This window comes from Streptomyces sp. NPDC056231 (assembly GCF_048270745.1).
Lineage (GTDB): Bacteria > Actinomycetota > Actinomycetes > Streptomycetales > Streptomycetaceae > Streptomyces.
In genome coordinates this window covers 1-23,663 of the sequence record NZ_JBLVKW010000009.1, presented here as the reverse complement: position 1 = coordinate 23,663, position 23,663 = coordinate 1, and the positions used below count along the sequence as shown (strand labels likewise).

Annotated in this window: 22 protein-coding genes and 1 pseudogene; 13 read left to right on the top strand and 10 right to left on the bottom strand. The window is 70.7% G+C overall.

Annotation, left to right across the window (positions count from 1 at the left end):
• Nucleotides 1–41: 41 nt before the first annotated feature.
• Entirely contained in the window at nucleotides 42–1,688 is a 1,647-nt protein-coding gene (locus ACNPQM_RS10205; protein ID WP_418083767.1) for an MDR family MFS transporter, read from the top strand.
• 73 nt (nucleotides 1,689–1,761) lie between these two features.
• Here the strand turns inward: ACNPQM_RS10205 and cseC are convergent, their stop codons facing one another.
• From cseC to ACNPQM_RS10175, 6 genes are all read right to left on the bottom strand, one after another.
• Nucleotides 1,762–3,129 (bottom strand): two-component system sensor histidine kinase CseC, encoded by a 1,368-nt coding sequence (cseC, locus tag ACNPQM_RS10200; protein WP_418083766.1) that lies wholly within the window; start codon nucleotides 3,127–3,129, stop codon nucleotides 1,762–1,764.
• Nucleotides 3,126–3,830 carry a two-component system response regulator CseB gene (gene cseB / locus ACNPQM_RS10195; protein ID WP_418083765.1) on the bottom strand — a complete coding sequence of 235 codons (705 nt, stop codon included), beginning with the start codon at nucleotides 3,828–3,830 and terminating at the stop codon, nucleotides 3,126–3,128. The genes cseC and cseB overlap by 4 nt, the downstream gene beginning before the upstream one ends.
• Nucleotides 3,831–3,839: 9 nt before the next feature.
• Nucleotides 3,840–4,589: a hypothetical protein gene (locus ACNPQM_RS10190; protein WP_418083764.1), complete on the bottom strand. Its 750-nt coding sequence runs from the start codon at nucleotides 4,587–4,589 to the stop codon at nucleotides 3,840–3,842.
• The gene (locus tag ACNPQM_RS10185; RefSeq protein ID WP_418083763.1) at nucleotides 4,577–5,227 is read right to left on the bottom strand and encodes a SigE family RNA polymerase sigma factor; all 651 of its coding nucleotides are present in this window, start codon (nucleotides 5,225–5,227) and stop codon (nucleotides 4,577–4,579) included. Before ACNPQM_RS10185 ends, ACNPQM_RS10190 begins: the two co-directional genes overlap by 13 nt.
• Nucleotides 5,228–5,551: 324 nt before the next feature.
• Nucleotides 5,552–6,454: an A/G-specific adenine glycosylase gene (locus ACNPQM_RS10180; RefSeq protein ID WP_358858747.1), complete on the bottom strand. Its 903-nt coding sequence runs from the start codon at nucleotides 6,452–6,454 to the stop codon at nucleotides 5,552–5,554.
• A gap of 169 nt (nucleotides 6,455–6,623) precedes the next feature.
• A complete protein-coding gene (locus ACNPQM_RS10175) occupies nucleotides 6,624–6,857 on the bottom strand; it encodes a hypothetical protein (RefSeq protein WP_418083762.1) in 234 nt (77 codons plus the stop codon).
• Between the two features lie 582 nt (nucleotides 6,858–7,439).
• Here ACNPQM_RS10175 and ACNPQM_RS10170 point away from each other — a divergent pair.
• Complete coding sequence (locus ACNPQM_RS10170; RefSeq protein ID WP_418083761.1) at nucleotides 7,440–8,258, top strand: hypothetical protein; 819 nt, start codon at nucleotides 7,440–7,442, stop codon at nucleotides 8,256–8,258.
• Between the two features lie 232 nt (nucleotides 8,259–8,490).
• Here the strand turns inward: ACNPQM_RS10170 and disA are convergent, their stop codons facing one another.
• Both disA and radA read right to left on the bottom strand, forming a co-directional pair.
• Nucleotides 8,491–9,615 carry a DNA integrity scanning diadenylate cyclase DisA gene (disA, locus tag ACNPQM_RS10165; protein ID WP_358858745.1) on the bottom strand — a complete coding sequence of 375 codons (1,125 nt, stop codon included), beginning with the start codon at nucleotides 9,613–9,615 and terminating at the stop codon, nucleotides 8,491–8,493.
• Nucleotides 9,616–9,695: 80 nt separating this feature from the next.
• Nucleotides 9,696–11,108: a DNA repair protein RadA gene (gene radA / locus ACNPQM_RS10160; RefSeq protein WP_418083760.1), complete on the bottom strand. Its 1,413-nt coding sequence runs from the start codon at nucleotides 11,106–11,108 to the stop codon at nucleotides 9,696–9,698.
• A 195-nt stretch (nucleotides 11,109–11,303) separates the two neighbouring features.
• On the opposite strand from radA, the gene ACNPQM_RS10155 reads away from it, so the two are divergent.
• Nucleotides 11,304–13,103, top strand: coding sequence for a BACON domain-containing protein (locus ACNPQM_RS10155; RefSeq protein WP_418083759.1), 1,800 nt, complete (start codon nucleotides 11,304–11,306; stop codon nucleotides 13,101–13,103).
• Nucleotides 13,104–13,166: 63 nt separating this feature from the next.
• On the opposite strand, the gene ACNPQM_RS10150 is transcribed toward ACNPQM_RS10155, so the two are convergent.
• Nucleotides 13,167–14,009 (bottom strand): hypothetical protein, encoded by an 843-nt coding sequence (locus ACNPQM_RS10150; RefSeq protein WP_418083758.1) that lies wholly within the window; start codon nucleotides 14,007–14,009, stop codon nucleotides 13,167–13,169.
• 40 nt (nucleotides 14,010–14,049) lie between these two features.
• Here ACNPQM_RS10150 and ACNPQM_RS10145 point away from each other — a divergent pair, with 40 nt between their 5' ends.
• From ACNPQM_RS10145 to proC, 10 genes and pseudogenes are all read left to right on the top strand, one after another.
• Nucleotides 14,050–15,000 carry a Ppx/GppA phosphatase family protein gene (locus tag ACNPQM_RS10145; protein ID WP_358858741.1) on the top strand — a complete coding sequence of 317 codons (951 nt, stop codon included), beginning with the start codon at nucleotides 14,050–14,052 and terminating at the stop codon, nucleotides 14,998–15,000.
• Between the two features lie 141 nt (nucleotides 15,001–15,141).
• Entirely contained in the window at nucleotides 15,142–15,954 is an 813-nt protein-coding gene (locus tag ACNPQM_RS10140; RefSeq protein ID WP_418083853.1) for a sugar phosphate isomerase/epimerase family protein, read from the top strand.
• Nucleotides 15,951–16,613, top strand: a complete 663-nt coding sequence (locus ACNPQM_RS10135; RefSeq protein WP_418083757.1) for a TetR family transcriptional regulator — start codon at nucleotides 15,951–15,953, stop codon at nucleotides 16,611–16,613. Before ACNPQM_RS10140 ends, ACNPQM_RS10135 begins: the two co-directional genes overlap by 4 nt.
• 236 nt (nucleotides 16,614–16,849) lie before the next feature.
• Nucleotides 16,850–18,700 carry a dihydroxy-acid dehydratase gene (gene ilvD, locus ACNPQM_RS10130; RefSeq protein ID WP_358858740.1) on the top strand — a complete coding sequence of 617 codons (1,851 nt, stop codon included), beginning with the start codon at nucleotides 16,850–16,852 and terminating at the stop codon, nucleotides 18,698–18,700.
• 155 nt (nucleotides 18,701–18,855) lie between these two features.
• On the top strand, nucleotides 18,856–19,338 hold the full coding sequence (locus tag ACNPQM_RS10125) for an acetyltransferase (RefSeq protein ID WP_418083756.1): 483 nt from the start codon (nucleotides 18,856–18,858) through the stop codon (nucleotides 19,336–19,338).
• A 76-nt stretch (nucleotides 19,339–19,414) separates the two neighbouring features.
• Nucleotides 19,415–19,963 (top strand): hypothetical protein, encoded by a 549-nt coding sequence (locus tag ACNPQM_RS10120; RefSeq protein ID WP_418083755.1) that lies wholly within the window; start codon nucleotides 19,415–19,417, stop codon nucleotides 19,961–19,963.
• A 168-nt stretch (nucleotides 19,964–20,131) separates the two neighbouring features.
• Nucleotides 20,132–20,287: pseudogene (locus ACNPQM_RS10115) on the top strand (methyltransferase domain-containing protein); the annotation flags it as partial.
• A 346-nt stretch (nucleotides 20,288–20,633) separates the two neighbouring features.
• On the top strand, nucleotides 20,634–21,401 hold the full coding sequence (locus ACNPQM_RS10110; RefSeq protein ID WP_358858737.1) for an ABC transporter ATP-binding protein: 768 nt from the start codon (nucleotides 20,634–20,636) through the stop codon (nucleotides 21,399–21,401).
• A complete protein-coding gene (locus tag ACNPQM_RS10105; RefSeq protein ID WP_418083754.1) occupies nucleotides 21,398–22,219 on the top strand; it encodes an ABC transporter permease in 822 nt (273 codons plus the stop codon). The genes ACNPQM_RS10110 and ACNPQM_RS10105 overlap by 4 nt, the downstream gene beginning before the upstream one ends.
• 73 nt (nucleotides 22,220–22,292) lie before the next feature.
• Nucleotides 22,293–23,102 carry a pyrroline-5-carboxylate reductase gene (gene proC, locus ACNPQM_RS10100; protein WP_358858735.1) on the top strand — a complete coding sequence of 270 codons (810 nt, stop codon included), beginning with the start codon at nucleotides 22,293–22,295 and terminating at the stop codon, nucleotides 23,100–23,102.
• A gap of 3 nt (nucleotides 23,103–23,105) precedes the next feature.
• On the opposite strand, the gene ACNPQM_RS10095 is transcribed toward proC, so the two are convergent.
• Nucleotides 23,106–23,252, bottom strand: a complete 147-nt coding sequence (locus ACNPQM_RS10095) for a hypothetical protein (RefSeq protein ID WP_418083753.1) — start codon at nucleotides 23,250–23,252, stop codon at nucleotides 23,106–23,108.
• Nucleotides 23,253–23,663 lie beyond the last annotated feature (411 nt).

The window sequence follows — 23,663 nt, the reverse complement described above, 5'->3', positions numbered from 1 at the left end:
AGTAAGGGTCCGGCTAACAGGGGATCAGGGGAGTTGGGAAGATGTCGGACCTGAAGAAGGCGGCGGGCGGGAAGCCGGGCGGCCGAGCAGCCGAGAAGACTGCCGACGAACCGCCCGCCGCACCCGAACCGCAGCAGCGCAGCGTCCGGGTGGTGATGCTCGCCCTGATGATCACCATGCTGCTGGCCATGCTCGACAACCTGATCGTCGGCACCGCCATGCCGACCATCGTCGGTGACCTCGGCGGCCTGGAGCATCTGTCCTGGGTCGTCACCGCGTACACCCTGGCCACCGCGGCCTCGACCCCGATCTGGGGCAAGCTCGGCGACATGTACGGACGCAAGGGCATCTTCCTCACGTCCATCGTGCTCTTCCTGATCGGCTCCGTACTGAGCGGCATGGCCCAGGACATGGGCCAGCTGATCGGCTTCCGCGCGGTCCAGGGGCTCGGTGCGGGCGGCCTGATGGTCGGTGTCATGGCCATCATCGGCGACTTGGTGCCGCCTCGCGAGCGCGGCAAGTACCAGGGAATGATGGCCGGTGTGATGGCGATTGCCATGATCGGCGGGCCGCTCGTCGGCGGCACCATCACCGACCACCTCGGCTGGCGCTGGAGCTTCTACATCAACCTGCCGTTGGGCGCCGTCGCTCTCGCCATGGTCACCGCCGTACTGCACCTGCCGAACAGGAAGCGCACCCGGGCGAAGGTCGACTACCTCGGCGCCGGGCTGCTGACCCTCGGCATCACCGCGATCGTGCTGGTCACCACCTGGGGCGGTTCGGAATACGCCTGGGGCTCCGCCGTGATCATGGAGCTCATCGCGATCGGTGTCGTCTCGCTCGTCGGCTTCCTCTTCGTCGAGACCAAGGCCGCAGAACCGATCATTCCGCTGCACATCTTCCAGAACCGCAACTTCACACTGATGTCGGTCGTCGGTTTCATGTCCGGCTTCGTGATGTTCGGAGCGGTCCTCTTCCTGCCGCTGTTCCAGCAGTCCGTCCAGGGTGCGTCCGCGACCAACTCCGGTCTGCTGCTCCTGCCGATGCTGCTGTCGATGATGGTCGTCTCGCTGATCGCCGGACGGGTCACCACCAGCAGCGGCAAGTACAAGATCTTCCCCATCGTCGGCTCCATCCTGATGGTGGCCGGCCTGTTCCTGCTCTCGCAGATGAACACCGGCACTACCCGCTTCACCTCCGGCGTCTACATGGCGGTCCTCGGCGCGGGCATGGGCTTCCTGATGCAGATCACGATGCTCGTCGCGCAGAACAGCGTCGAGCTGAAGGACATGGGCGTCGCCTCCTCCGCGACCACCCTCTTCCGTACGCTCGGAAGCTCCTTCGGCGTCGCGATCATGGGTGCGCTGTTCACCGGACGAGTGCAGGACGAGATGGTGGCCCGCGGCGGCGGAGCAGCCACCTCGAAGTCCGCGCAGCTGGATGCGGCGAGCCTGGCGAAGCTGCCGGACGCGGTGCGTGAGGCGTACCAGTTCGCGGTGTCGTCCGGAACCCACATTGCCTTCCTGGTCGGCGCATCGGTCGGTCTGATCGCGCTGGTGGCGGCGGTGTTCGTCAAGGAGGTACCGCTGCGGGGGGCGGGCCCAGAGGCAAAGCCCGAGCCCACCGCCGAGAGCGGCGTGGAGGCACCGGAGCCGGTGGCCGACGCCAAGCAGAGCGAGAGCGTCTGACCCGACAGTGACCAGGGGCCCTGGGGCGCGCGGACCGCGCGCCCCAGGGCCCCTTCGCCGCTGCCCGGCCGGATCAGCTGCCGTCCGACGGCGCGACCGCCTGCGAGCTCTCGGGCTTGCGCTGTTCGGCGAGGTGCACGATCGGGAAGCTGCCGGTGTTCGTCGGCGCGTGCTCCGGCAGCCACAGCACGGCGATCGCCCCGCCGGTCCCCTCCGCCGCGCCCTGTGGCGCCGCGTTGCGGAACGTCAGCCGGGCGCCGAGCACCCGGGCCTGACCGGCCGCGATCGTCAGCCCCAGGCCGTGCCCGTGCCCGGAGCGGTCGCTGCTTCCGGTACGGAACCGGCTCGGGCCCTCGCGCAGCAGCGCCTCCGGGAATCCGGGCCCGTGATCGCGGATGCGCACCACCCGTCCCTCGACCGTGACCTCCACCGGAGTGGAGCCGTGCTTCGCGGCGTTCCCCAGCAGATTGCCGAGGATGCGTTCCAGCCGGCGCGGATCGGTGTTGACCCACGACTCGTGCACCACGTGGACCCGCACATCGGGGCCCAGCAGCGCGATCCGGCGGCTGACGAACTCGCCGAGTGCGATCTCCTGCAGCTCGGCGCGCTCCGAGGCACTGTCCAGCCTGGCCACCTCCAGTACGTCCTCGACGAGCGTGCGCATCGCCTGCGCCCTGTCCCGTACGAGCTCGGTGGGGCGGCCCGGCGGCAGCAGCTCGGCGGCGGTCAGCAGCCCGGTCACGGGGGTGCGCAGTTCGTGCGCGATGTCCGCGGTGACCCGGCGCTCCGCCTCGATCCGTTCGTTCAGCGCGTCCGTCAGGGCATCCACCGCGCGGGCCAGCTCGTCGGTCTCGTCCCGGATGACCCCGCCGATGGCCTCCCGGACCCGTACCTCCGTCTGGCCCTGCGCGACCTTGCCGGCTGCGGCCGCCGCCTTGCGCAGTCTGCGTGACAGCTGCCCGCCGATCAGCACGCCCAACGCACAGCCACCGAACACCACCGAGACGGAGCCGATGATCAAAGCCCGGTCGAGATCGCTCATGATCGTGGCGGAACGGCTCGCGAAGCGGGTGTGCAGGGACAGCACGTCGCCATTGGCCAGCGGCACGGCGGCCCACACATCGGGCACCCCGTTCCCGTACTCGTCGACATGCGTGGCGCGCCGGTTCTTACGGGTCTCCGCCCGCAGGCTTTGCGGCATCGTCGGGTCGTTGAGCTTGGCGCCGAACTTGGGATCGGCCTTCTTCGTCTTCGTCGCCTCATACAGCAGCTGCGCGTATGTCAGCCGCTCCAGCTGGACCTCACGGGCGTTCTCCAGCATCGAGACGCGGGCGGCGTTGTGGACGACGAGGCTCAGCGCCACGGCGATGAGCGCGCCCACTGCGGCGATCGCGACACTGATCTTCCAGCGGACCCCCGTCCGCAGTGCCAGCCGCTTCATGGCTTGAGTTTGTAGCCGAAGCCGCGGACCGTGTCGATCCGGTCCTGCCCGATCTTGGTACGCAGCCGCTGCACATGGACATCCACGACCCGGGTGTCTCCTCCCCAGCCGTAGTCCCAGACCCGTTCGAGCAGCTTGTCGCGCGAGAGCACTGTGCCGGGCGCGGAGGAGAACTCCAGCAGCAGCCGCATCTCGGTCGGAGTCAGCGCCACGGGCACGCCGCCCCTGCGTACCTCCATGCCCTCGGTGTCGATCTCCAGGTCGCCGAAGACCAGCACCCCGCCGACGGGCTTCGACTCCGCCTCCGCGCCGCCCTGCTGTCCGCCCGACGCGTGGCCGAAGCGGCGCAGCACGGCTCGGATCCTGGCGACCAGAACAGCGCCGTCGAACGGCTTGGTGACGTAGTCGTCGGCGCCGGCCTCCAGGCCGAGCACCACGTCGATCGAATCGGCGCGCGCGGACAGCATGATCACGGGCACGGTCGACTCGTCGCGAATACGACGGCACAGACTGACCCCGTCCAGGCCCGGCACCATCACGTCGAGCAGGGCGATGTCGGGCCGGTCGGCCCGGAACGCCGCCAGACCGGAGATGCCGTCGGGCATCGCGGTGACCGCGAAACCATCACGCTCCAGCGCCAGCTGGGTGGCCTCGCGGATGACATCGTCGTCCTCGACGAACAGGACGTGGGTCTCGGCCATCGACTGCTCTCAGTTCTTCGTCGGTTCCGTGGGCTCCGGAAAATCCCCTTCTCCGTTGCCGACGGCTCTGTTGAAGTCGTTGTGCACCCGGTCGTGCTCGGCGAACCGGTTGCCGGCCCAGCGGTACGTGACCACTTCCTCGCCCGACGGGTACGCGACCGCGTCCTTCTTCTCGTACACCTGCGTCGTCACGACCAGCTCGCCCCGGTCGATGGTGCCGTAGACCGCGGGCTGCTCGGTGGTGAAGATGTTCTTGTACGTGCCGTTGCTCTGCCGGTGGTACACGTAGGTGCCGACACCCACCGCGTCGCCGCAGGTCATCACATTCACCACGACGTCCGGCGCGGAGCCGCCCGTCAGCCTGCCGTACGAGGAGTCGACCGGGTACTCGTGGCCTGTGCAGGGCTTCAGGTCCGCCTTGACCCGCTCGCTCACCCGGGAGTCCCGCTTGACCAGCTGGACGGGATCGACCCGCGGGGTGGTCTTTGCCGCGGACGGCGCGGTGGCCGAAGCCGTGACCTGGGCGGCCGACTGGGAGCCTGCCGGGCCCTCGTCACGGGTTCCCGTACCACCGGTGGAACAGCTGACGGTGAGCAGCGCCAGAACGGCGAGCCCGACCAGTGCCGCGCTGCTCGCAGCCCACCGGGTCCGCCGGCGACCACCGCTGCGGGCCGCCCCGCTTCCGCCTGTCGCCGTGTCCCCGCCGGTGGTACCGCTTCTGCCGTCCCCGTGTACACCGCTGCCTGTCAGGCCGCGCACCGCTCCCGCCCCCGTTCGTCATGACGCCGGTCCGCCTGTCCACGGAGCTGCGCCCCTGCCCGCGCACGCTGCGCGGCGCCGGTGCCAGGAGCCCGGTCGCCCGCCGTGTGGCCCTGGGCCTCACGGATCCTGGCTTCCCTGCTCATGGCCTCGCGGCTCTCCAGTTCCTGGCGCAGCCGAGCCAGCGCACGGTGCAGCGTGCTCTTCACCGTACCGGCCGACATACCGAGCGCCGCGGCCGTCTCCTCCGTGCTCATCTGCTCCCAGTGTCGCAGCACGACGACGCTGCGCTGCTTGGGAGCCAGCACACCCAGGACGTCCATCAGGAGAGCACGGTCGGCGCGCTGCTCGGCTCCGTCCTCGATGCTGGCGTCGGGCAGCTGCTCGGTGGGCACCTCTTCCAGCTTGCGGGCCCGCCACCACTCCGTACGGGTGTTGATCATGACGCGGCGCAGGTAGGCATCGGCCAGGGACTTGTCGGCGATGCCGTCCCAGCGGCCGAAGGTACGGGCCAGGGCGGTCTGCAGCAGGTCCTGAGCGTCCACCGGGTCGGGGACCAGGCGGCGCGCACTGCGCAGCAGTGCGTCCTGCCGGGTGCGTACGTACTCTTCGAATTCGAGCACCTCGCCCTGCGCCATTCCAACCGCCTCCGTCCCCGTCGATCCCCGTTTGTCCTCTGCCGGCCACTGGTGCGTGGCTGACCGTCGGAGACGTTACGGAGCGGTTGTCACGGCGTTGTGCGGAGCAGCCATACGCCGACGCACGGCTGCCCATCGGTTGTGTAACAGCGGAGGGGAAGACCTTCCTGCTCTGCTCCCAGAGGGTGTCCGGCGGATCAGGGCCGTGCCGGGCGTCGCGGCCCTGATCCGCCGGTCACGGCACTGGTGGCCCCTCCCGGGAGGCCTTGTTCCGGTCGTCACGGCCCGCCCTACGGGCGGACGACGCTACTTTCGAAACACGCCCTAGCTCTGCGGAAGTCGGTACTGGCCGCCCGGGAGCGGCTCGACCAGGCCGTCGGCGACCAGGCCGTCCAGCGCCCGTGCCCGTTGCACCGGCTCGTCCCACACGGTGTCCAGTGCCGCCTGCGACACCGGGGTCACCGCCTCACGCAGAACGGCGAGCAACCGTCCGCGTACCTGCCGGTCCGTACCTGCGTAGGTCTGACCGCGGCGCGGAGGACCCTCGTGCGCGGGTTTCCCGGCCAGCCGCCAGGCGCACTGCGTCGCGATCGGGCATTGCGTGCAGTCCTCGTTCTTGGCGGTGCAGACGAGCGCGCCGAGTTCCATCGTGGCTGCCGCCCAGCGGGCCGCGCGTTCGTCCTCGTCGGGGAGGAGCGCGCGGGCGAGCTTCCGCTCGGCGGCGGTGGTCGCGTTCGGCGGGTACTGAATGCCGGTCGCGGCCCGGGCGAACACCCGGCGGACGTTCGTGTCGAGCACGGGATGCCGCTGCCCGTACGCGAACGAGGCCACGGCCGCCGCTGTGTACTCACCAATCCCGGGCAGTGCGAGCAACTGGCTGTGCTCGCTCGGTACGTCGCCGCCGTGCCGTTCCGTTATTGCCTGCGCGGCGCCGTGCAACCGCAGCGCACGCCGCGGGTAGCCGAGCCGGCCCCACGCGCGGACCGCTTCACCGGGCGGCTCGGCGGCCAGGTCGGCGGGGCGCGGCCAGCGGGCCAGCCACTGTTCGTACACCGGGATGACCCGGTTGACGGGGGTCTGCTGCAGCATGAACTCGCTCACCATCACACCCCAGGCGCCCGCCTCGGGGCGGCGCCAGGGCAGATCGCGGGCGTGCTGGTCGAACCACCCGATCACGGGAGCGTGGAGGGATGTGGGGGGCGTCTGTGTCGCAGTCATGGCAGTCATCGCATGTCGATCCTGACACGGAAGGGCAGACGATGGTCATGGGCACGGTGGTGTCGCCCCGCTTGAGGGCCCTTGGGGTGATAGCGCCACCCGTCTGCCCCCACGATGAGATCCGGTCAGCGCCTTCGCCCGGACTGCCGCCCGGGCTTCCGCTCAGGCTCCGGTCCGATCAGCGGCCTGTGCTGTGCGGCACCGGGCCTGGCCGCCCGTCCCCGGGCCGGATATGCCTGACCGCGAGGGATGCCCGGCTGTCCCGCACCGTCCGGGCGAGTGAGCGCGTCGGACGGGACAGCAGGACGGTCACCGGCGGCGCCACGGATCCGCCCGTCAGCAGCTCCGCCGCGACCTCGTGCGGACAGTGCACCCCGGCAAAGACACGGGAGAGCGCCATCAGCAGCGTCATCGGCACGATGAACCAGGCCGGGCGCACGCCAGTGCGACAGCGGCGGCGCCGGCTCCGGCCGCGTGAGGCCCCGGGAACGACCAGTCGCCCGTCGGCGGGCAGAGAGCGCCGACGAGGCTGCCGCGCCGACGACCGCACGACAGGGGCGCTTCTCGTCCACGACCGTCTTGATCACCTCACTGACCACACGGCGGACCGCCGTCGTGAGAGGGGCGCAAGCACCGAGCGGGCCAGGACTGCCGCATGCCCTCCGCGTGCCTGCCACCAGCTCGCGACGAACCGGACGCCGAAGACCAGCAGCCCGCGGTCCGTCCGTATTTCGGCGAGATGCCCGCGCCCAGGGTGGCGCGCCGTGCGCGAAGTCGGTGATGTCCCTGTACGCGGCCTCAGCGGTCGAACTCTTTATGTGACTGACCGTAGGTAAAGGCGCCTGGTCGTCACGCTGCGCGGTCGTCAACGGCTGTACTTGACGAGAGTTGGGGTCGAAATCCAGCCACCCCATGATGATGATCCGCAAAACTTGAGGGTGGGAGCGGCGGGTAGGGGCGGGAGTTGGCGCGGATCTCTCGTACAGTTTGCGCCGTGGGATCTCTGCGCAATCCGATCGGGCCGCTTCCCTCCACCATCTACTGGCGACGGAGGGCTGTAGCGGCGACGCTGGTTGCGCTGCTCGCGCTGCTGATCGTATGGGCCGTCACCTCCGGTGGGAGCAAGGGGAACAAGGACGATTCCCGGCCCAACGGGTCCGGTCCCGCGCACTCCATCGGTCCTGGACCTGCCAGTTCCGGACCGGCCTACAGCCAACAGCCGCGCGGGCGCGACGAGTCGGGTACCACCGACGACGGCGGCGACGGCAGCGGCGGTACCGACGCGGGCTCCGAGGACACCACGGGCGGCACGGGCGACGGCAGCAACGGCGACCCCGGCACCGGATCGGGATCCGGCAGCGTGTCCGGCGGAGGAACCGAGGGCCGGCAGGTCCCGGCCGGCTCCTCGATCCCCGACTGCACCGCTTCCGCACTGCAGTTGACCCTGCGCACCGGGCTCAGGTACGGCCCCGGCGAGAAGCCGAAGTTCCAGTTGATCGCCAAGAACACTTCGTCCAACGCCTGCAAGGCCGACTTCGGACCGAAGAGCGCCGTGCTCACCATCACCGAGGCCGGTGGTGACGACGCCGAGGTGTGGTCCTCCAAGGACTGCCCGCGCAACGCGGGCAGTGTGCTGCTGGAGGTCCCGGCGGGCGCGACCATCGTTCACACCGTGGAGTGGGACAGGCAGAAGAGCACTCCGCAGTGCGCGACGCCGACCGCGGGATCCGTGGGTCCGGGTACGTACCTCGTCGAGGCGAAGGCATCCGGCGAGCCCGTGCAGCGCGCGTCGTTCGTGCTCGCGAAGGACTGACACGCAAGGCCCATGTGTGAAGTACCGGTGCACGACGGGCCGGTACGAGAAGGGCGAGTCCGCGAGGCGCCGACGTGAACGGCCGACAGGAAAGACTGGCTCGCGCAGGATCGGCCCGCCGACGACCGGCCCGCCAGGCGCCGACGTGCTGAGCAGGACGTGAACACGGTCCCACGCACACGTCGGGGCCCGGTCGACCGACCGGGCCCCGAGCCGACGTGAGACCCGCCCCCTACACGTACCGCTCAAGAATCGACGACTCGGCCAGCCGCGAGAGCCCTTCGCGCACGCTTCGCGCCCGCGCCTCGCCGACCCCGTCCACCGTCTGGAGATCGTCCACGCTCGCAGCGAGCAGCTTCTGCAGTCCTCCGAAGTGCTCCACGAGCCGGTCGATGATCGCCCCGGGCAGCCGCGGCACCTTCGCCAGCAGCCGGAAGCCGCGCGGCGAGACCGCCGAGTCCAGGGTCTCGGGTGAGCCGCTGTACCCCAGAGCCCGTGCCACGACGGGGAGTTCGAGCAATTCGGTGTGAGTGAGCGCGTCCAGCTCGGTCAGCGCCTCCGCGACTGTACGGGACCGCTTCGCGGTCGGCTCCGGCACATAGTCGCGCACGACCAGCTCGCGCTCCGGCTCGACGCCCGCGATCAACTCGTCGAGCTGGAGCGAGAGAAGCCTGCCGTCGGTGCCCAGCTCCACCACGTACTCGGCGATCTCGGTCGCGATTCGGCGCACCATCTCCAGCCGCTGTGCGACGGCCGTCACATCGCGGACCGTCACCAGGTCCTCGATCTCCAGCGCGGAGAGCGTGCCCGCCACCTCGTCGAGCCGGAGCTTGTACCGCTCCAGCGTGGCGAGGGCCTGATTGGCGCGCGAGAGGATCGCGGCGGACTCCTCCAGGACCCGGCGCTCCCCGTCCACGTACAGCGCGATCAGACGCATCGACTGCGAGACCGAGACGACAGGGAAGTTGCACTGCTTGGAGACCCGGTCCGCCGTGCGGTGGCGGGTGCCGGTCTCCTCGGTGGGGATGGAGGCGTCCGGGACCAGCTGCACGCCGGCCCGGAGGATCTTGCTCATGTCCTTGTCGAGGATCAGCGCCCCGTCGAGCTTGGCCAGCTCGCGCAGTCGCGTCGCGGTGAACTCGACATCCAGCACGAAGCCGCCGGTGCACATGGACTCGACGGTCTTGTCCATGCCCAGCACGATCAGCCCGCCGGTGTTGCCGCGGAGAATGCGCTCCAGGCCGTCCCGCAAGGCCGTTCCGGGTGCGACGGCGCTCAGCGAGGCGCGCATCAGCGCCTCGTTACCGGTGCCTTGGCCGGACTTTCCGGGCGATGCTGCCCGGTCGTTGGCTGCCACTGCACTCCTCCGGTTACAGGTTTGCGGTGCCCTTACGTCCCTCATACCGTTCGTACGGACGGGCGAGACCAGGGCAAAGTCTACCGGCGCGCGTTGTCCTCCCGTGGGGCCTCCGTACGAGACCGGCGCGGGAGTACTCTCAGCGCGTCGCCCATGTTGGCGACTTCCGTGACCTTCATACCGGCCGGGACTTTGCCCGGGTCGGTCGGAACCAGTGCGTGGGTGAAGCCCAGCCGGTGTGCCTCGGCCAGTCTGCGCTGCACCCCGGTCACGCGTCTGACCTCGCCCGCGAGGCCCACTTCGCCGATCGCCACCAGGTTCTTGGGCAGTGGTGTGTCGCTTGCCGCACTCGCCAGCGCCAGTGCGACCGCGAGGTCGGCGGCGGGCTCGGAGAGCTTCACACCGCCGACCGTCGCGCTGTAGATGTCCCGCTTTCCGAGCGCGCTGATCCGGCCGCGCTGCTCCAGAACGGCCAGCATCATCGAGACCCGGGACGTCTCGAGCCCGGAGGTGGTGCGCCGGGGCGACGGGATCTGCGAATCGACCGTCAGCGCCTGCACTTCGGCGACGAGCGGACGACGTCCCTCCAGAGTGACTGTGAGACAGGTGCCGGGTACGGGTTCGTCGCGCCGGGTGAGGAAGAGCCCGGACGGGTCGGCGAGGCCGGTGATGCCCTCGTCGTGCAGTTCGAAACAGCCGACCTCGTCCGTCGCGCCGTACCGGTTCTTCACGCCGCGGACCAGCCGAAGGCGCGCATGGCGGTCGCCCTCGAAGGACAGCACCACGTCGACGAGATGCTCCAGCAGCCGCGGTCCGGCGATCGCGCCGTCCTTGGTGACGTGGCCGACCAGCAGCGTGGACATGCCGCGATCCTTGGAGGCGCGGATGAGCGCTCCGGCAACCTCCCGGACCTGCGCCATGCCGCCGGGCGCACCGTCGATCTCGGGCGAGGCCACGGTCTGTACGGAGTCGAGGATGAGCAGGGACGGCTTGACCGCGTCCAGATGGCCGAGGACCGCGGAGAGGTCGGTCTCGGCCGCGAGGTACAGGTGGTCGTTGATCGCGCGGATCCGGTCGGCACGCAGCCGCACCTGGCTCGCGGACTCCTCCGCGGTGACATAGAGGGTGCGGTGCTCGTCACTGGCTGCCTTGGCTGCCACGTCCAGCAGGAGAGTCGACTTGCCCACGCCCGGCTCGCCCGCGACCAGCACCACAGCGCCGGGGACCAGCCCGCCGCCGAGCACCCGGTCCAGCTCGTCGACACCGGTCGACCGGGCGGTGGCCTGCCGGCTGTCGACCTGGCCGATGGGGAGAGCGGCCGTGCTCACGCGGCCGGCCGCCGTCGTCCGTACGGCAGGGGCGCCGCCGAATTCCTCGACCGTCCCCCATGCCTGGCATTCGGGGCAGCGGCCGAGCCACTTGGCGGTGGTCCAGCCGCATTCGGTGCAGCGATAGGACGGCCGGTCCTTCGCGGATTTAGTACGGGCAGCCATGGCGCCACCGTATAGGTGAGGACTGACAGCACAGCCCGGCGCGGGTGCCCGGGCGGTCGCGGTGACAGGGAACGGAGAGGGGGCTCCGGCGGAATCCGGGGCTCCTGTCCCATTTTGAGCGATACGTTCACCCGTAAGGGTTAATAGTGGGCAAGAGACGCCAAGAACGTGCCGTGCCCTGCCTACGGTCGCCAGGTGACGAGCAGCAGGCCGGAGACCTCCACATCCACCACCGGCGCACACCGGACGCAGCACCGTGCGCCCCACTCGTCGCCGCGGAGACCGCCCGCCCATTACGAGCCGCATCTCGACGGCCTGTTCACCTACTGCCTCTCCGTGCTCTGCGACCACGACGGCGCCGTCGAGGCGCTCGGGACTGTGCTCGCCATCGCGGAACGGCAGGACGGGCGGTGCCCCGCGGGTGAGGAGGAACGTAAAACCTGGCTGTACGCGCTGGCCAGGTGGACGTGCCTGCGCAAGCTCGCCGAGCAGAAACGGGGTCGTCAGGCGCATCGCCAGCAGCCGGGGAAGCAGTCGGGCGGGAAGTCCCCCAGGGGGGCGCGTCCGGAGAACCGTGCGCTCCCGGCGGTCACCCCACCCCCGGCCGCCGGCGGGGCGGGCGTCACGACCGCCACCGCTCCGGCCCCCGATTCCGCCCCGGCCGCCGAAGCGCACCGCCGCGAACTCGCGCAGCTCGCCTGGCCCGAAGCGGCCGGTACCACCCCCGAACAACGCGAAGCGCTCGAACTGGCCGTACGCCACCGCCTCGCCCCGAGCGCCGTGGCCGCCGTCCTCGGCCTCGAACCCGCGACCGCCCACGAGATCCTCGCCGCCGCGGCCTGCGAGGTGGAACGCACCCGCGCCGCCCTCGCCGTCGTCGAGACCGGCAACTGCCCCACCGTCGCCCGCCTCACCGGCGACCACCGGGTGCTGCTCTCCGCTGCCCTGCGCCGCGAACTCGTCCGTCACGTCGACGACTGCCCCCGCTGCCGTCGCGCCGCCGAACGGGCGGGCGCCGAGGGCCCCTGGCCGGGCGGTGCCTTGACCCCTGCGGCCGCGCTGCCGATCGTGGAGGCGCCGCGGCCGTCCGCATACGTTGCGATGATGCATGCCCAGAGGAATCGGTCCGGCAGCCCGCGCTTCGACCGGGCGGGCTTCCCGATGGACCCCAAGGACCACGCCGCGCGCCGGGACCGGCTCCGAGCGAGGGTCGTGACGACGACGGTGGTGGCGACGGTTGTCGCCGCCCCCGTGATTGCCCTGTGGTCCGCCTATCGGGGGGCGTCGCTGACCGGCGAGGGGCACGACGGAGCGCCGGTCACCGCAGCCGGGACGGACGACCGGCGCGGTCTCGACGACGACCCGCACGAACGCTACGAGAATGCGGGCAACGCCAGCCCCGAGCCCGACGCCCGCTTCAAGGACGGCAGCCGTACACCGGATGTCTCCGCCGAGGTCATCAGCTTGGCGGCGGGACGGCACGGCCCTGGCAGGATCCGGGTCACGGCCCGTTCCTCCGGCGGCGCGACGCTGATCACGCTGACCGCCTCGGGCGGCGCGCCCGTGGCCTGGTCGGCGCGGGCGGATGCGCCCTGGCTGCGCCTCAGCAGGTCCTCCGGCACCCTTGCCGCAGGTGAGAGCGTCACGATCCGCGTCCTGGTCGACCATAGGAGAGAACCGGCGGGTGTCTGGGGTGCCCGTATCGGCTTTGCCCCATCGGGCTCGGCGGTGGCGATCAGCGGGTACGGAGCGACGTCGTCCGGCGGCCCGTCCGTCCCGCCGCCGTCCTCACCCGGTCCCACTGCCCCGTCGCCGGACCCGACGGAGCCCACACCGTCGCCGACGGACCCGTCACCGACTGCCCCGTCGCCGGACCCGACGGAGCCCACGCCCTCGCCGACGGGCCCGACTCAGTCACCGTCGCCGGACCCGTCGAACTCGCCCAGCCCGTCCGACCCAGGGACGAGCCCGTCCGACCCGGCGCCGACGGGCTGAAAGCCGGCCTCGGCCCGTCGGCCCTCAGCCCAGCGGGCCACCGGGCCCCGGGGCCTTGGCGGGCTATACCGGATCCGCCGGATGCGGCGCCATCGGCAGCAGCGAGGACAACCGCTCCTCGCACAGCTCGACCAGCCGCTCGTACGCCTCCTTGCCCATCAGCTCGGTGAGCTCGGGCCGGTACGAGACGTAGACCGGCTCCCCGGCCCCGTGCGCCGAGGTCGCCGACGTGCACCACCAGTGCAGATCGTGACCGCCCGGACCCCAGCCCCGGCGGTCGTACTCGCCGATCGAGACCTGGAGCACGCGCGTGTCGTCGGGGCGGTCGATCCATTCGTACGTCCGCCGGATCGGCAGCTGCCAGCACACGTCCGGCTTGGTCTCCAGGGGCTCCCTGCCCTCGCGCAGCGCCAGGATGTGCAGCGAGCACCCGGCTCCGGCCGCGAATCCGGGCCGGTTCTGGAAGATGCAGGACCCCTTCCAGCGGCGCGTCTGGCGTTCGCCGTCGTCGTCGACCTCGACCCAGCCCGTCTCTGTACCGACGTCGTGGAACTGCCACAGTTCCGGCGTCAGCCGGGAGACGTGGTCCGCCACCCGTTTCTCGTCGTCCTCGTCGGAGAAGTGCGCACCCAGCGTGCAGCATCCGTCGTCCGCGCGGCCCGCCTGGATGCCCTGGCAGCCACTGCCGAAGATGCAGGTCCACCTGGAAGTCAGCCAGGTCAGGTCGCAGCGGAAGATCTGCTCGTCGTCCGCAGGATCGGGGAACTCGACCCAGGCGCGTGCGAAATCGATCCCCTTCTCGTCTTCGGACCGGTCAGGCCCGGTCTTTTCCGGCTGCTGCATCTCCTGCTTCGTTCTCTGATTCTTCGTGACTTTGCCCGGCTTCGCCTTTTTCGTCTTTGCCACGGGCCAAGGGTAAGTCCGCAGGAGCAGTAGCGTTCCGCGTATGAGACTCGGAGTCCTCGACGTGGGGTCGAACACGGTTCATCTGCTGGTGGTGGACGCACATCCAGGCGCCCGCCCGCTGCCCGCGCACTCGCACAAGGCGGAGCTGCGCCTGGCCGAACTTCTCGATGCGGACGGAGCGATCGGCCCCCAGGGCGTGGACCGGCTCGTGTCGACGATCGCCGATGCGCTGCAGGCCGCCGAGGACAAGGGCTGCGAGGACGTGCTGCCGTTCGCCACCTCCGCGGTGCGGGAAGCGAGCAACGCCGACCGTGTGCTGACCCGGGTACGGGAGGAGACGGGCGTCGATCTCGCCGTCCTCAGTGGCGAGGAGGAGGCCCGGCTCACCTTCCTCGCGGCCCGCCGCTGGTTCGGCTGGTCGGCGGGGAAACTGCTGGTCCTCGACATCGGTGGCGGCTCGCTGGAGATCGCGTACGGCATCGACGAGGAGCCCGACGCCGCCGTGTCGCTGCCGCTCGGGGCCGGGCGCCTCACCGCCGGCTGGCTGCTGCACGACCCGCCGGACCCGACGGAGGTGAAGGTGCTGCGCCGCCACGTGCGGGCCAGCATCGCCCGTACGGTCGGCGAGTTCAGCCGCTTCGGCCGCCCCGACCACGTCGTGGCGACCTCCAAGACGTTCAGGCAGCTCGCCAGGATCGCGGGTGCCGCGCGCTCCGCCGAGGGCCTCTACGTGCAGCGCGCCCTCACCCGGAAGGCCCTGGAGGAATGGGTGCCCAAGCTGGCGGCCATGACAGCCGACCAGCGCGGCCGGCTGTCCGGTGTCTCCGAGGGGCGGGCCGCGCAGCTGCTCGCCGGGGCGATGGTCGCCGAGGGGGCGATGGATCTCTTCGGTGTGGAAGAGCTGGAGATCTGCCCGTGGGCGCTGCGCGAGGGAGTGATCCTGCGCCGCCTGGACCACCTCCCGACGGCCGCGTCCGCCGCCCTGAACTGACCGCGCGTTCCGCCGGAGGGCCGGGGCGACGGGGGAGCGCGGAACGCCGGGAGCGGAGTCATGGCCCTTCTCACTTTCCGCCCCGACGCCTCGGTGGCGCGCGCACCTGCCCCGTACGCTGTCTGCGTGGCAGAACCAGCGGTGCGCATCCCGGATGCGAAGGTCGCCCTGTCGACGGCTTCCGTCTATCCGGAGTCGACGGCGACGGCCTTCGAGATTGCCGCACGTCTGGGCTACGACGGTGTCGAGCTCATGGTCTGGACCGATCCCGTCAGCCAGGACATCGAGGCGCTGCGACGTCTCTCGGACTACCACCAGGTGCCGATCCTCGCCGTTCACGCGCCCTGTCTGCTGATCACCCAGCGGGTCTGGTCCACCGATCCCTGGGTGAAGCTCCAGCGGGCCCGGGCGGCCGCGGAGAAGCTCGGAGCGACGACCGTCGTCGTCCATCCGCCGTTCCGCTGGCAGCGTCAGTACGCGCGCGACTTCATCACCGGCATCTGGCGGATGGCTGACGAGACGGATGTGCGCTTCGCCGTCGAGAACATGTACCCGTGGCGGTACCGGGACCGCGAGATGCTCGCGTACGCCCCCGACTGGGACGTCACCAACAACGACTACCGCCACTTCACCGTGGACCTCTCGCACACCGCGACCGCCCGCACCGACGGCATGGCCATGGTCGACCGGATGGGCGACCGGCTCGCCCACATCCACCTCGCCGACGGCAAGGGCTCCAACAAGGACGAGCACCTGGTGCCCGGCCGCGGAGACCAGCCCTGCGCGGAACTGCTGGAGCGCCTGGCGCGTACGGGCTTCGACGGCCATGTCGTCATCGAGGTCAACACCCGCCGCGCCATGTCCGCAGCCGAGCGTGAAGCCGACCTGGCGGAAGCACTCGCCTTCACCCGGCTCCACCTGGCGTCCTCGTCGGCGCAGGTCCCGCGCCCATGAGCCCCGGCAGGAAGGGCGGGAACACCGGCGGGGAGGGCACGGCGCACACACCTCCCGAGCGCCCGAAGCGCCGAGGCCGCCCCGCCCGTACGACGGCAGACACCGGCCCCGGCGCCCGCGAACGCATCCTGGAAGCGGCCCGTACCGAATTCGCCGAACGCGGCTACGACAAGACGTCGATCCGGGGCATCGCCAGGGCGGCCGGCGTCGACGCCGCACTGGTCCACCACTACTTCGGCACGAAGGACGAGGTGTTCGCGGCGGCGATCGAGGTCTCCTTCGAACCCGCCCTGGTGATCCCGTCCGTCCTGGGCGGGGCTACGGACGGCCTGGGGGAGCGGCTGGCCCGCTACTTCATCGGCGTGTGGGAGAACCCGGCGTCCAGAGCCCCCCTGCTGGCGATCATGCGCTCTGCCCTGACGCACGAAGGGGCGGCGAAGGTCCTGCGCGGCTTCGTCCTGCGACGGCTGCTGGAGCGGATCGCGGAGGCGCTGGACGTACCGGACGCGACGTTCCGTGCGGAACTGGCCGCGTCGCACATGCTCGGGATCGTGATGCTGCGGTACGTGATCCGGGCGGAGCCGCTGGCTTCGGCGGACCCCGAGAAGATCATCGCCATGGTCGCACCGACGCTCCAGCGTTACTTGACGGAGACCTGACCGCCCCGGGTGACCTTTCGGTCCGTCCGGCGTTCGAGAACCGTGGGCCCGAGTGGAGCCCCGGTTCCAGGACGGGGGCCGGCAGGAGGAACGGACCCCGCACGGCGCCCCCACGCATCGAGCACCCCTCGCCCATCAACTGAGCACCCCGTCCCGCATTCCGGACACGGTGTCCAGATCTTGGAGTCGAGGCGTAGGCTCGAAGACAGTCTTTTCTGTCGAAGGAGCGAGAGACGATGCCCCAGCTGAGGTCCCGCACTGTCACTCACGGCCGCAACATGGCGGGCGCTCGCGCCCTTATGCGGGCCTCGGGCGTAGCCGGCGAGGACATCGGCAAGCCGATCATCGCGGTCGCCAACTCGTTCACCGAGTTCGTCCCCGGCCACACCCACCTCGCCCCCGTGGGCAGGATCGTCTCCGACGCCGTCAAGGCCGCAGGCGCCGTCCCCCGCGAGTTCAACACGATCGCCGTCGACGACGGCATCGCGATGGGCCACGCCGGGATGCTCTACAGCCTCCCGTCCCGCGACCTGATCGCCGACTCCGTCGAGTACATGGTCGAGGCGCACTGCGCGGACGCGCTGATCTGCATCTCCAACTGCGACAAGATCACCCCCGGCATGCTGATGGCCGCGATGCGCCTCAACATCCCGACGGTCTTCGTCTCCGGCGGCCCGATGGAGGCCGGCCGGGCCACCCTCGTCGACGGCACGGTCCGCAAGCTCGACCTCATCAACGCGATCAGTGACGCCGTCAACGAGAACGTCTCGGACGAGGACATCCTCCGTATCGAGGAGAACGCCTGCCCCACCTGCGGCAGCTGTTCCGGCATGTTCACCGCCAACTCGATGAACTGTCTGACCGAGGTCCTCGGCCTCTCCCTCCCCGGCAACGGCTCCGTCCTCGCCACGCACACCGCCCGCAAGGCGCTGTACGAGGAGGCCGGCCGCACGGTCGTCGAGATCACCAAGCGCTACTACGAGCAGGGCGACGCGACGGTCCTGCCGCGCTCCATCGGCACCCGTGCCGCGTTCGACAACGCGATGGCGCTGGACATCGCCATGGGCGGCTCCACCAACACGATCCTGCACCTGCTCGCCGCCGCGCAGGAGGCCGAGCTGGACTACGACCTCGACGACATCAACGAGGTCTCGCGCCGCGTCCCCTGCCTCTCCAAGGTCGCCCCCAACGTGGCCCCCGGTGGCACGTACTACATGGAGGACGTCCACCGGGCCGGCGGCATCCCCGCCATCCTCGGTGAGCTGCACCGCGGCGGCCTGCTCAACGAGGACGTGCACTCGGTCCACTCGGCCACCCTCGGCGAGTGGCTGAAGAACTGGGACGTCCGCGGCGGCTCCCCGTCCCCCGAGGCCGTCGAGCTGTGGCACGCGGCCCCCGGATGCGTGCGTTCCGCGACGGCCTTCTCGCAGTCCGAGCGCTGGGACACCCTCGACCTGGACGCGGCGGGCGGCTGCATCCGCGACCTGGAGCACGCGTACTCCAAGGACGGCGGCCTCGCGGTCCTGAAGGGAAACCTCGCCGAGGACGGCTGCGTCGTGAAGACGGCGGGCGTCGACGAGTCGATCTGGACCTTCGAGGGCCCGGCGGTCGTCTGCGAGTCGCAGGACGAGGCCGTCGACAAGATCCTCCGCAAGGAGATCAAGGAGGGCGACGTCGTCGTCATCCGTTACGAGGGTCCGCGCGGCGGCCCCGGCATGCAGGAGATGCTCTACCCCACCTCCTTCCTGAAGGGCCGTGGCCTCGGCAAGAGCTGTGCGCTCGTCACCGACGGCCGTTTCTCCGGCGGCACGTCGGGCCTGTCGATCGGCCACGCATCGCCGGAGGCGGCGTCGGGCGGCACGATCGCACTGGTCGAGGACGGCGACCGGATCCGGATCGACATCCCGAACCGCTCGATCGAGCTCCTCGTCCCCGAGGACGAGCTGACCACCCGTCGTGAGGCGCTGAACGGCGTGTACGCGCCGAAGAACCGCGAGCGCAAGGTCTCGGCGGCGCTGCGGGCGTACGCGGCGATGGCGACGAGCGCGGACCGCGGCGCGGTGCGCGACGTCTCGAAGCTCGGCTGATACGCCACCGGATCCCGCACACACAGTGGCCCCCGGCGTTCTCCATACGCCGGGGGCCACTGTGTGTGCCTGACGGGACGGAAGGGTAGTGACCTCACGTATCTGGGCAGATGCCCAGAGTCACGCCCATCATGCATTCTCACGATTGGGGGAGCATGCGCATCCCTGTCCGTACCGACGCCCGCATCCGCCGCTCGGCGGTCATCGTCTCGGCGATCGCCGCGCTGGCGGCCCTCGGCGCCGTCCCTGCCCACGCGGCGTCCGCCGAGGCCACCACCGCGACCGCCGCCACCCCGGCCGGTATCTGCGGATCCGGCTACACCCAGATCGACTCGCACGCCTTCCGTAACTCCACCACCGAGCTCGCCCGCGTCTACCTGCTCTACAACGCGAGCACCAAGTCCAACTGTGTGGTCACCCTCCACTCCCCCTCCACCAGCGGTTTTGCGCTGCCGACCGGCGCCTGGCTCGATGTGGACGGCGACGGCAAGGGGCAGGCGAAGGACCAGGGCACGTACTCCTCGTACGCCGGTCCGGTACGCCTTGCCGCGGGCGGCCGCTGCGTGAAGTGGGGCGGAATGATCGAGGCGGGGGTCGGTACGTACACGTACACGAGCCCGTGGGAGCACTGCGGCTGATGCCGGGCGGCGCTGCTCCGTCCCCCGTAGGGGCAGCGCCGCCGGTACCGCCGCCGGCCCGGGGATAATCGACCTCGTGAGCGAGAAAAGCGAAGCCTCCGACGCCACCGAGCCCAGCACCGCGAGCACCGGCACCGCCCCCGGCCCGCAGCCCGAACCCATCCGCTTCTTCGGCACGACCTGGGTCGAGCACGACGGCCGGTACGGGCTCCGCCGCGTCGGCGTCGCCTTCGGCTCCCTCGCCGCTGCCGTCGCCTCCTGCTTCGTGCTCCGCTTCGCCTACCAGGGCCTGGAGATCGCCGACGTCGGCAGCTTCGTCGGCATTTTGGTCATCCTGATGTTCGGCATCTGCAGCGCCATCGCCTTCCGCAAGACCTGGGAGGGGTTCAGCCGCCGCCCCGCCGAGCCGGCCGGCGAGGACAACCTGCGCAGCCTGAAGACGATCGGTTTCGTCGGCTCGCTGCTCGCGTACTTCCTCCGCTCGGTCCTGGAGGCGCCCGGCGAGAAGTTGCGGCGCACGGAGTACGAGGCGGCCGTCGCCCAGTACGCGAAGCGCCGCTCGGCCCGGACCGGAAACCCGGCAGGCCGCAAGACGCCCAAGGGCAGGAAGCCCCGCCGCAGGTAACCCCACCCGGGCCAGGACGGCCCCCATGCGCCACAGAGCCCCCACCACCCCTCCGCCCCTCGCTCCCACGCCCTCTCCTTCGACCGTGTCGCCACCCGGTACGCCGCAGCCCGCCCCGGCTGCCCGCCCGCCCTTTTCGCCGCGGTCGAAGAGCTCACCGGCCACTCCCTGCGCGGCGCCCGCACCCTCGACGTCGGCGCGGGCACCGGCATCTCCACCCGGTTCCTGTCCGAGCGCGGGCCTCACCTCACCGCCGTCGAACCGGGCCCCGGGATGGCGGCGGAACCGCACCGCACGCTCCCGCACGTACCGATCGTGCGCGGAGACGGCAGCCGCCTTCCCTTCGTCACCGCCTCGGCCGACCTGATCACGTACACCCAGTCCCGGCGATGGACCGGGGGCCGCCAGGCCGGCGAGCACGAAGATCTGCCCCGCTCCCAGCACCAGCCCGACTCCGGCCGGCATCGCGTGCACCGCGGCGACCGGCACCGCCCGGAACCAAGGCCCGAGCCGCAGCGTTCCCAGCCGCACTCGGACCGGACCGCCGACGATCCCGGTGATCAGCCCCGGCCCGGCCGGCATCGACGGCCGCCTGCGCCCCCGCACGCCGAAGGCCACGCACCGCCCCGGTCCCTTGACGGAGGCTGCGGCGAGGATCAAAATTCACCGCATGCTGAATTACTCGGGTGCCGCCATCGAAGCCCGCGGCCTCACGGTCGTACGAGGCAATCGCACCGTCCTGCGCGGCCTCGACTTCACCGTCGAACCCGGCAGGATCACCGGCCTCCTCGGCCCCTCGGGCTGTGGCAAATCCACCCTGATGCGAGCCGTCGTCGGCACCCAGGCCAAGGTCACCGGCACCCTCGACGTCCTCGGCAACCCCGCGGGCCACCCCGCTCTCCGCCCCCGCATCGGTTACGTCACCCAGGCGCCGTCGGTCTACACCGACCTCAGCGTCCGGCAGAACCTCGACTACTTCGCGGCGATCCTTCAGCCGGGCCGCAGACACCGGGACGCCCGTCGCGCCGCCGTCGCCCGCGCCCTCACCGATGTCGACCTGACCAGCCACGCGGACGCTCTCGCCGGCACCCTCTCCGGCGGCCAGCTGACCCGTGTCTCCCTCGCCGCCGCCCTGCTCGGCACCCCCGAGCTCCTCGTTCTCGACGAACCGACCGTCGGCCTCGACCCGGTGCTCCGCCGCGACCTGTGGAGCCTCTTCCACACCCTCGCCGCCGAAAACGGCACCACGCTCCTCGTCTCCTCCCACGTCATGGACGAGGCCGAGCGCTGCCACCGCCTGCTCCTCATGCGCGAGGGCGAGATCCTCGCCGACGGCACCCCCGAGGCACTGCGCACCCACGCCCGGACCGCCACCGTCGAAGAAGCCTTCCTCCACATGGTCGACGAGGCCGCCACATCCCAGGAGACCGCCCGATGAGCACGACCAACACGCCGCAGCAGGCCCCCGCCACCCCGCAGGCCCCCAGCGGCGCCCGCGCCCGGCCGGAACCCCAGGCCCTCAGCCCCGCCCGCACGCTCGCCACCGCCGCCCGCGTCCTGCGCCAGCTGTCCCATGACCCCCGCACCGTCGCGCTGCTGCTCCTCATCCCGGTCGTGATGATCACGCTGCTCCGGTACGTCTTCGACGGCAGCCCGCAGACCTTCGATGCCATCGGCGCCTCGCTCCTCGGCATCTTCCCGCTGATCACGATGTTCCTGGTGACCTCGATCGCCACCCTCCGCGAACGCACGTCAGGCACTCTGGAACGCCTCCTCGCCATGCCGCTCGGCAAGGGTGACCTGATCGCCGGCTACGCCCTCGCCTTCGGCGCGGTCGCGATCCTTCAGTCCCTCCTGGCCACCGCGCTCTCGGTCTGGGTGCTCGGGCTCGACGTGGTCGGCTCCCCCTGGCTGCTGCTCCTCGTCGCCCTGCTCGACGCCCTGCTCGGCACGGCCCTCGGCCTCTTCGTCTCCGCCTTCGCCGCGTCCGAATTCCAGGCCGTCCAGTTCATGCCGGCCGTGATCTTCCCGCAGCTCCTGCTCTGCGGACTGTTCATCGCACGCGACCGGATGGCACCCGCCCTCGAAGCGATCTCGAACGTCCTGCCCATGTCGTACGCGGTCGACGGCATGAACGAAGTCGTCCACCACACCGAGGTCACCGGCGACTTCGTCCGCGACGTCCTGATCGTCTCGGGCTGCGCCCTGCTCGTCCTCGCCCTCGGCGCAGCCACCCTCCGCCGCCGCACCACCTGACGTGCCGGTGCGAGGATGGCGGCGACGACGCACCAGAACCGTGTACCACCGCACCGTCCGGAGGGTGAACCACATGACCCAGACAGTCGCAGTCCTCGGCACCGGCAAGATCGGCGAGGCCCTGCTCAGCGGCATGATCCGGGCGGGCTGGCGCCCTGCCGACCTGCTCGTCACCGCCCGCCGCTCCGAGCGCGCCGAGGAACTCCGCACCCGTTACGGCGTCGAGTCCGTGACCAACGCCGAAGCCGCCAAGCGCGCCGACATTCTCATCCTCGCGGTCAAGCCCCAGGACATGGGCCGCCTCCTCGACGAACTCACCTCCCATCTCACGCCGGACCGGCTGGTCATCAGCGCCGCCGCCGGTATCACGACCGCCTTCATCGAGGACCGCCTCGCCGCGAAGACTCCGGTCGTACGGGTCATGCCGAACACCCCCGTCCTCGTCGACGAGGGCATGTCCGTCATCTCGGCGGGCAGCCACGCCACCGCCGAACATCTCGCCACCGCCGAGGCAATCTTCGGCGGCGTGGGCAAGACCCTCCGCGTCCCCGAGTCCCAGCAGGACGCCGCGACCGCGCTGTCCGGATCGGGACCCGCGTACTTCTACTTCCTCGTCGAGGCGATGACCGATGCGGGCATCCTGCTCGGCCTGCCCCGTGCCCAGGCCCACGACCTGATCGTGCAGGCCGCCATCGGCGCGGCGGTGATGCTCCGGGACAGCGGCGAACACCCGGTCAAGCTCCGCGAAGCCGTCACCAGCCCGGCCGGCACCACCATCAGTGCCATCCGGGAGCTGGAGAACCACGGCGTACGCGCCGCCCTGATCGCCGCCCTCGAAGCAGCCCGCGACCGCAGCCGCGAGCTGGCCTCGGGCAACGGCTGACCCTCACTTCCCGGCGGCAGCCACCAGCTCCGCACCGGGCACGACCTTCGCGAACCCACCGCTGTGCAGCGACACAGCGGTGGCCCGCGCCAGCTCACCGAGGTGGCCCGCCCTACGGGATTCGGCAGCGAGATCACCATGGGCCGGCACTCCGCGACCACCTGGCCACCGGCCCCCGGGACTACCGCCCGGCCGTCCGCCACACTCCGGGTCAGCCGGAGGTTGACACGAGCCGCCCGGAACCGTAATGTTCTCCGAGTTGTCCGACGTGAGCGCCGACCCCGGTCGGTCCCCGGACAACCATTCCGCAGGAACCACATCGAGCAAGCGACATCTGTCGCCCAGCTTTCTGTGCGCATTTGCGAAATGAGGAATCCGTGTTCGAAGGAACGCGACCCCGATTAGCGTCGGGGCCCAGGATTCCGCTAAAGTCTCACTCGTCGGAACGGCCCAACAGCCGGGAAGGCAAACCCCGCTGACTGGGAATCAGGCCCGAAAGGATCTGATAGAGTCGGACTCGCCGGAAAGGGAAACGCGAAAGCGAAGAACTGGAAAGCGGAA

Bases quoted from the DNA above. Each gene is read 5' to 3' on its own strand.
- ACNPQM_RS10175 (WP_418083762.1), bottom strand. From the start codon at position 6,857: ATGACGCTGCTGATGGCGCTCTCCCGTGTCTTTGCCGGGGTGCACTGT.
- proC (WP_358858735.1), top strand. From the start codon at position 22,293: ATGACCCAGACAGTCGCAGTCCTCGGCACCGGCAAGATCGGCGAGGCC.
- ACNPQM_RS10205 (WP_418083767.1), top strand. From the start codon at position 42: ATGTCGGACCTGAAGAAGGCGGCGGGCGGGAAGCCGGGCGGCCGAGCA.
- ACNPQM_RS10125 (WP_418083756.1), top strand. From the start codon at position 18,856: ATGCGCATCCCTGTCCGTACCGACGCCCGCATCCGCCGCTCGGCGGTC.
- ACNPQM_RS10105 (WP_418083754.1), top strand. From the start codon at position 21,398: ATGAGCACGACCAACACGCCGCAGCAGGCCCCCGCCACCCCGCAGGCC.
- ACNPQM_RS10180 (WP_358858747.1), bottom strand. From the start codon at position 6,454: ATGACTGCCATGACTGCGACACAGACGCCCCCCACATCCCTCCACGCT.
- ACNPQM_RS10185 (WP_418083763.1), bottom strand. From the start codon at position 5,227: ATGGCGCAGGGCGAGGTGCTCGAATTCGAAGAGTACGTACGCACCCGG.
- cseB (WP_418083765.1), bottom strand. From the start codon at position 3,830: ATGGCCGAGACCCACGTCCTGTTCGTCGAGGACGACGATGTCATCCGC.
- radA (WP_418083760.1), bottom strand. From the start codon at position 11,108: ATGGCTGCCCGTACTAAATCCGCGAAGGACCGGCCGTCCTATCGCTGC.
- ACNPQM_RS10135 (WP_418083757.1), top strand. From the start codon at position 15,951: ATGAGCCCCGGCAGGAAGGGCGGGAACACCGGCGGGGAGGGCACGGCG.
- cseC (WP_418083766.1), bottom strand. From the start codon at position 3,129: ATGAAGCGGCTGGCACTGCGGACGGGGGTCCGCTGGAAGATCAGTGTC.
- ACNPQM_RS10145 (WP_358858741.1), top strand. From the start codon at position 14,050: ATGAGACTCGGAGTCCTCGACGTGGGGTCGAACACGGTTCATCTGCTG.
- ilvD (WP_358858740.1), top strand. From the start codon at position 16,850: ATGCCCCAGCTGAGGTCCCGCACTGTCACTCACGGCCGCAACATGGCG.
- ACNPQM_RS10110 (WP_358858737.1), top strand. From the start codon at position 20,634: ATGCTGAATTACTCGGGTGCCGCCATCGAAGCCCGCGGCCTCACGGTC.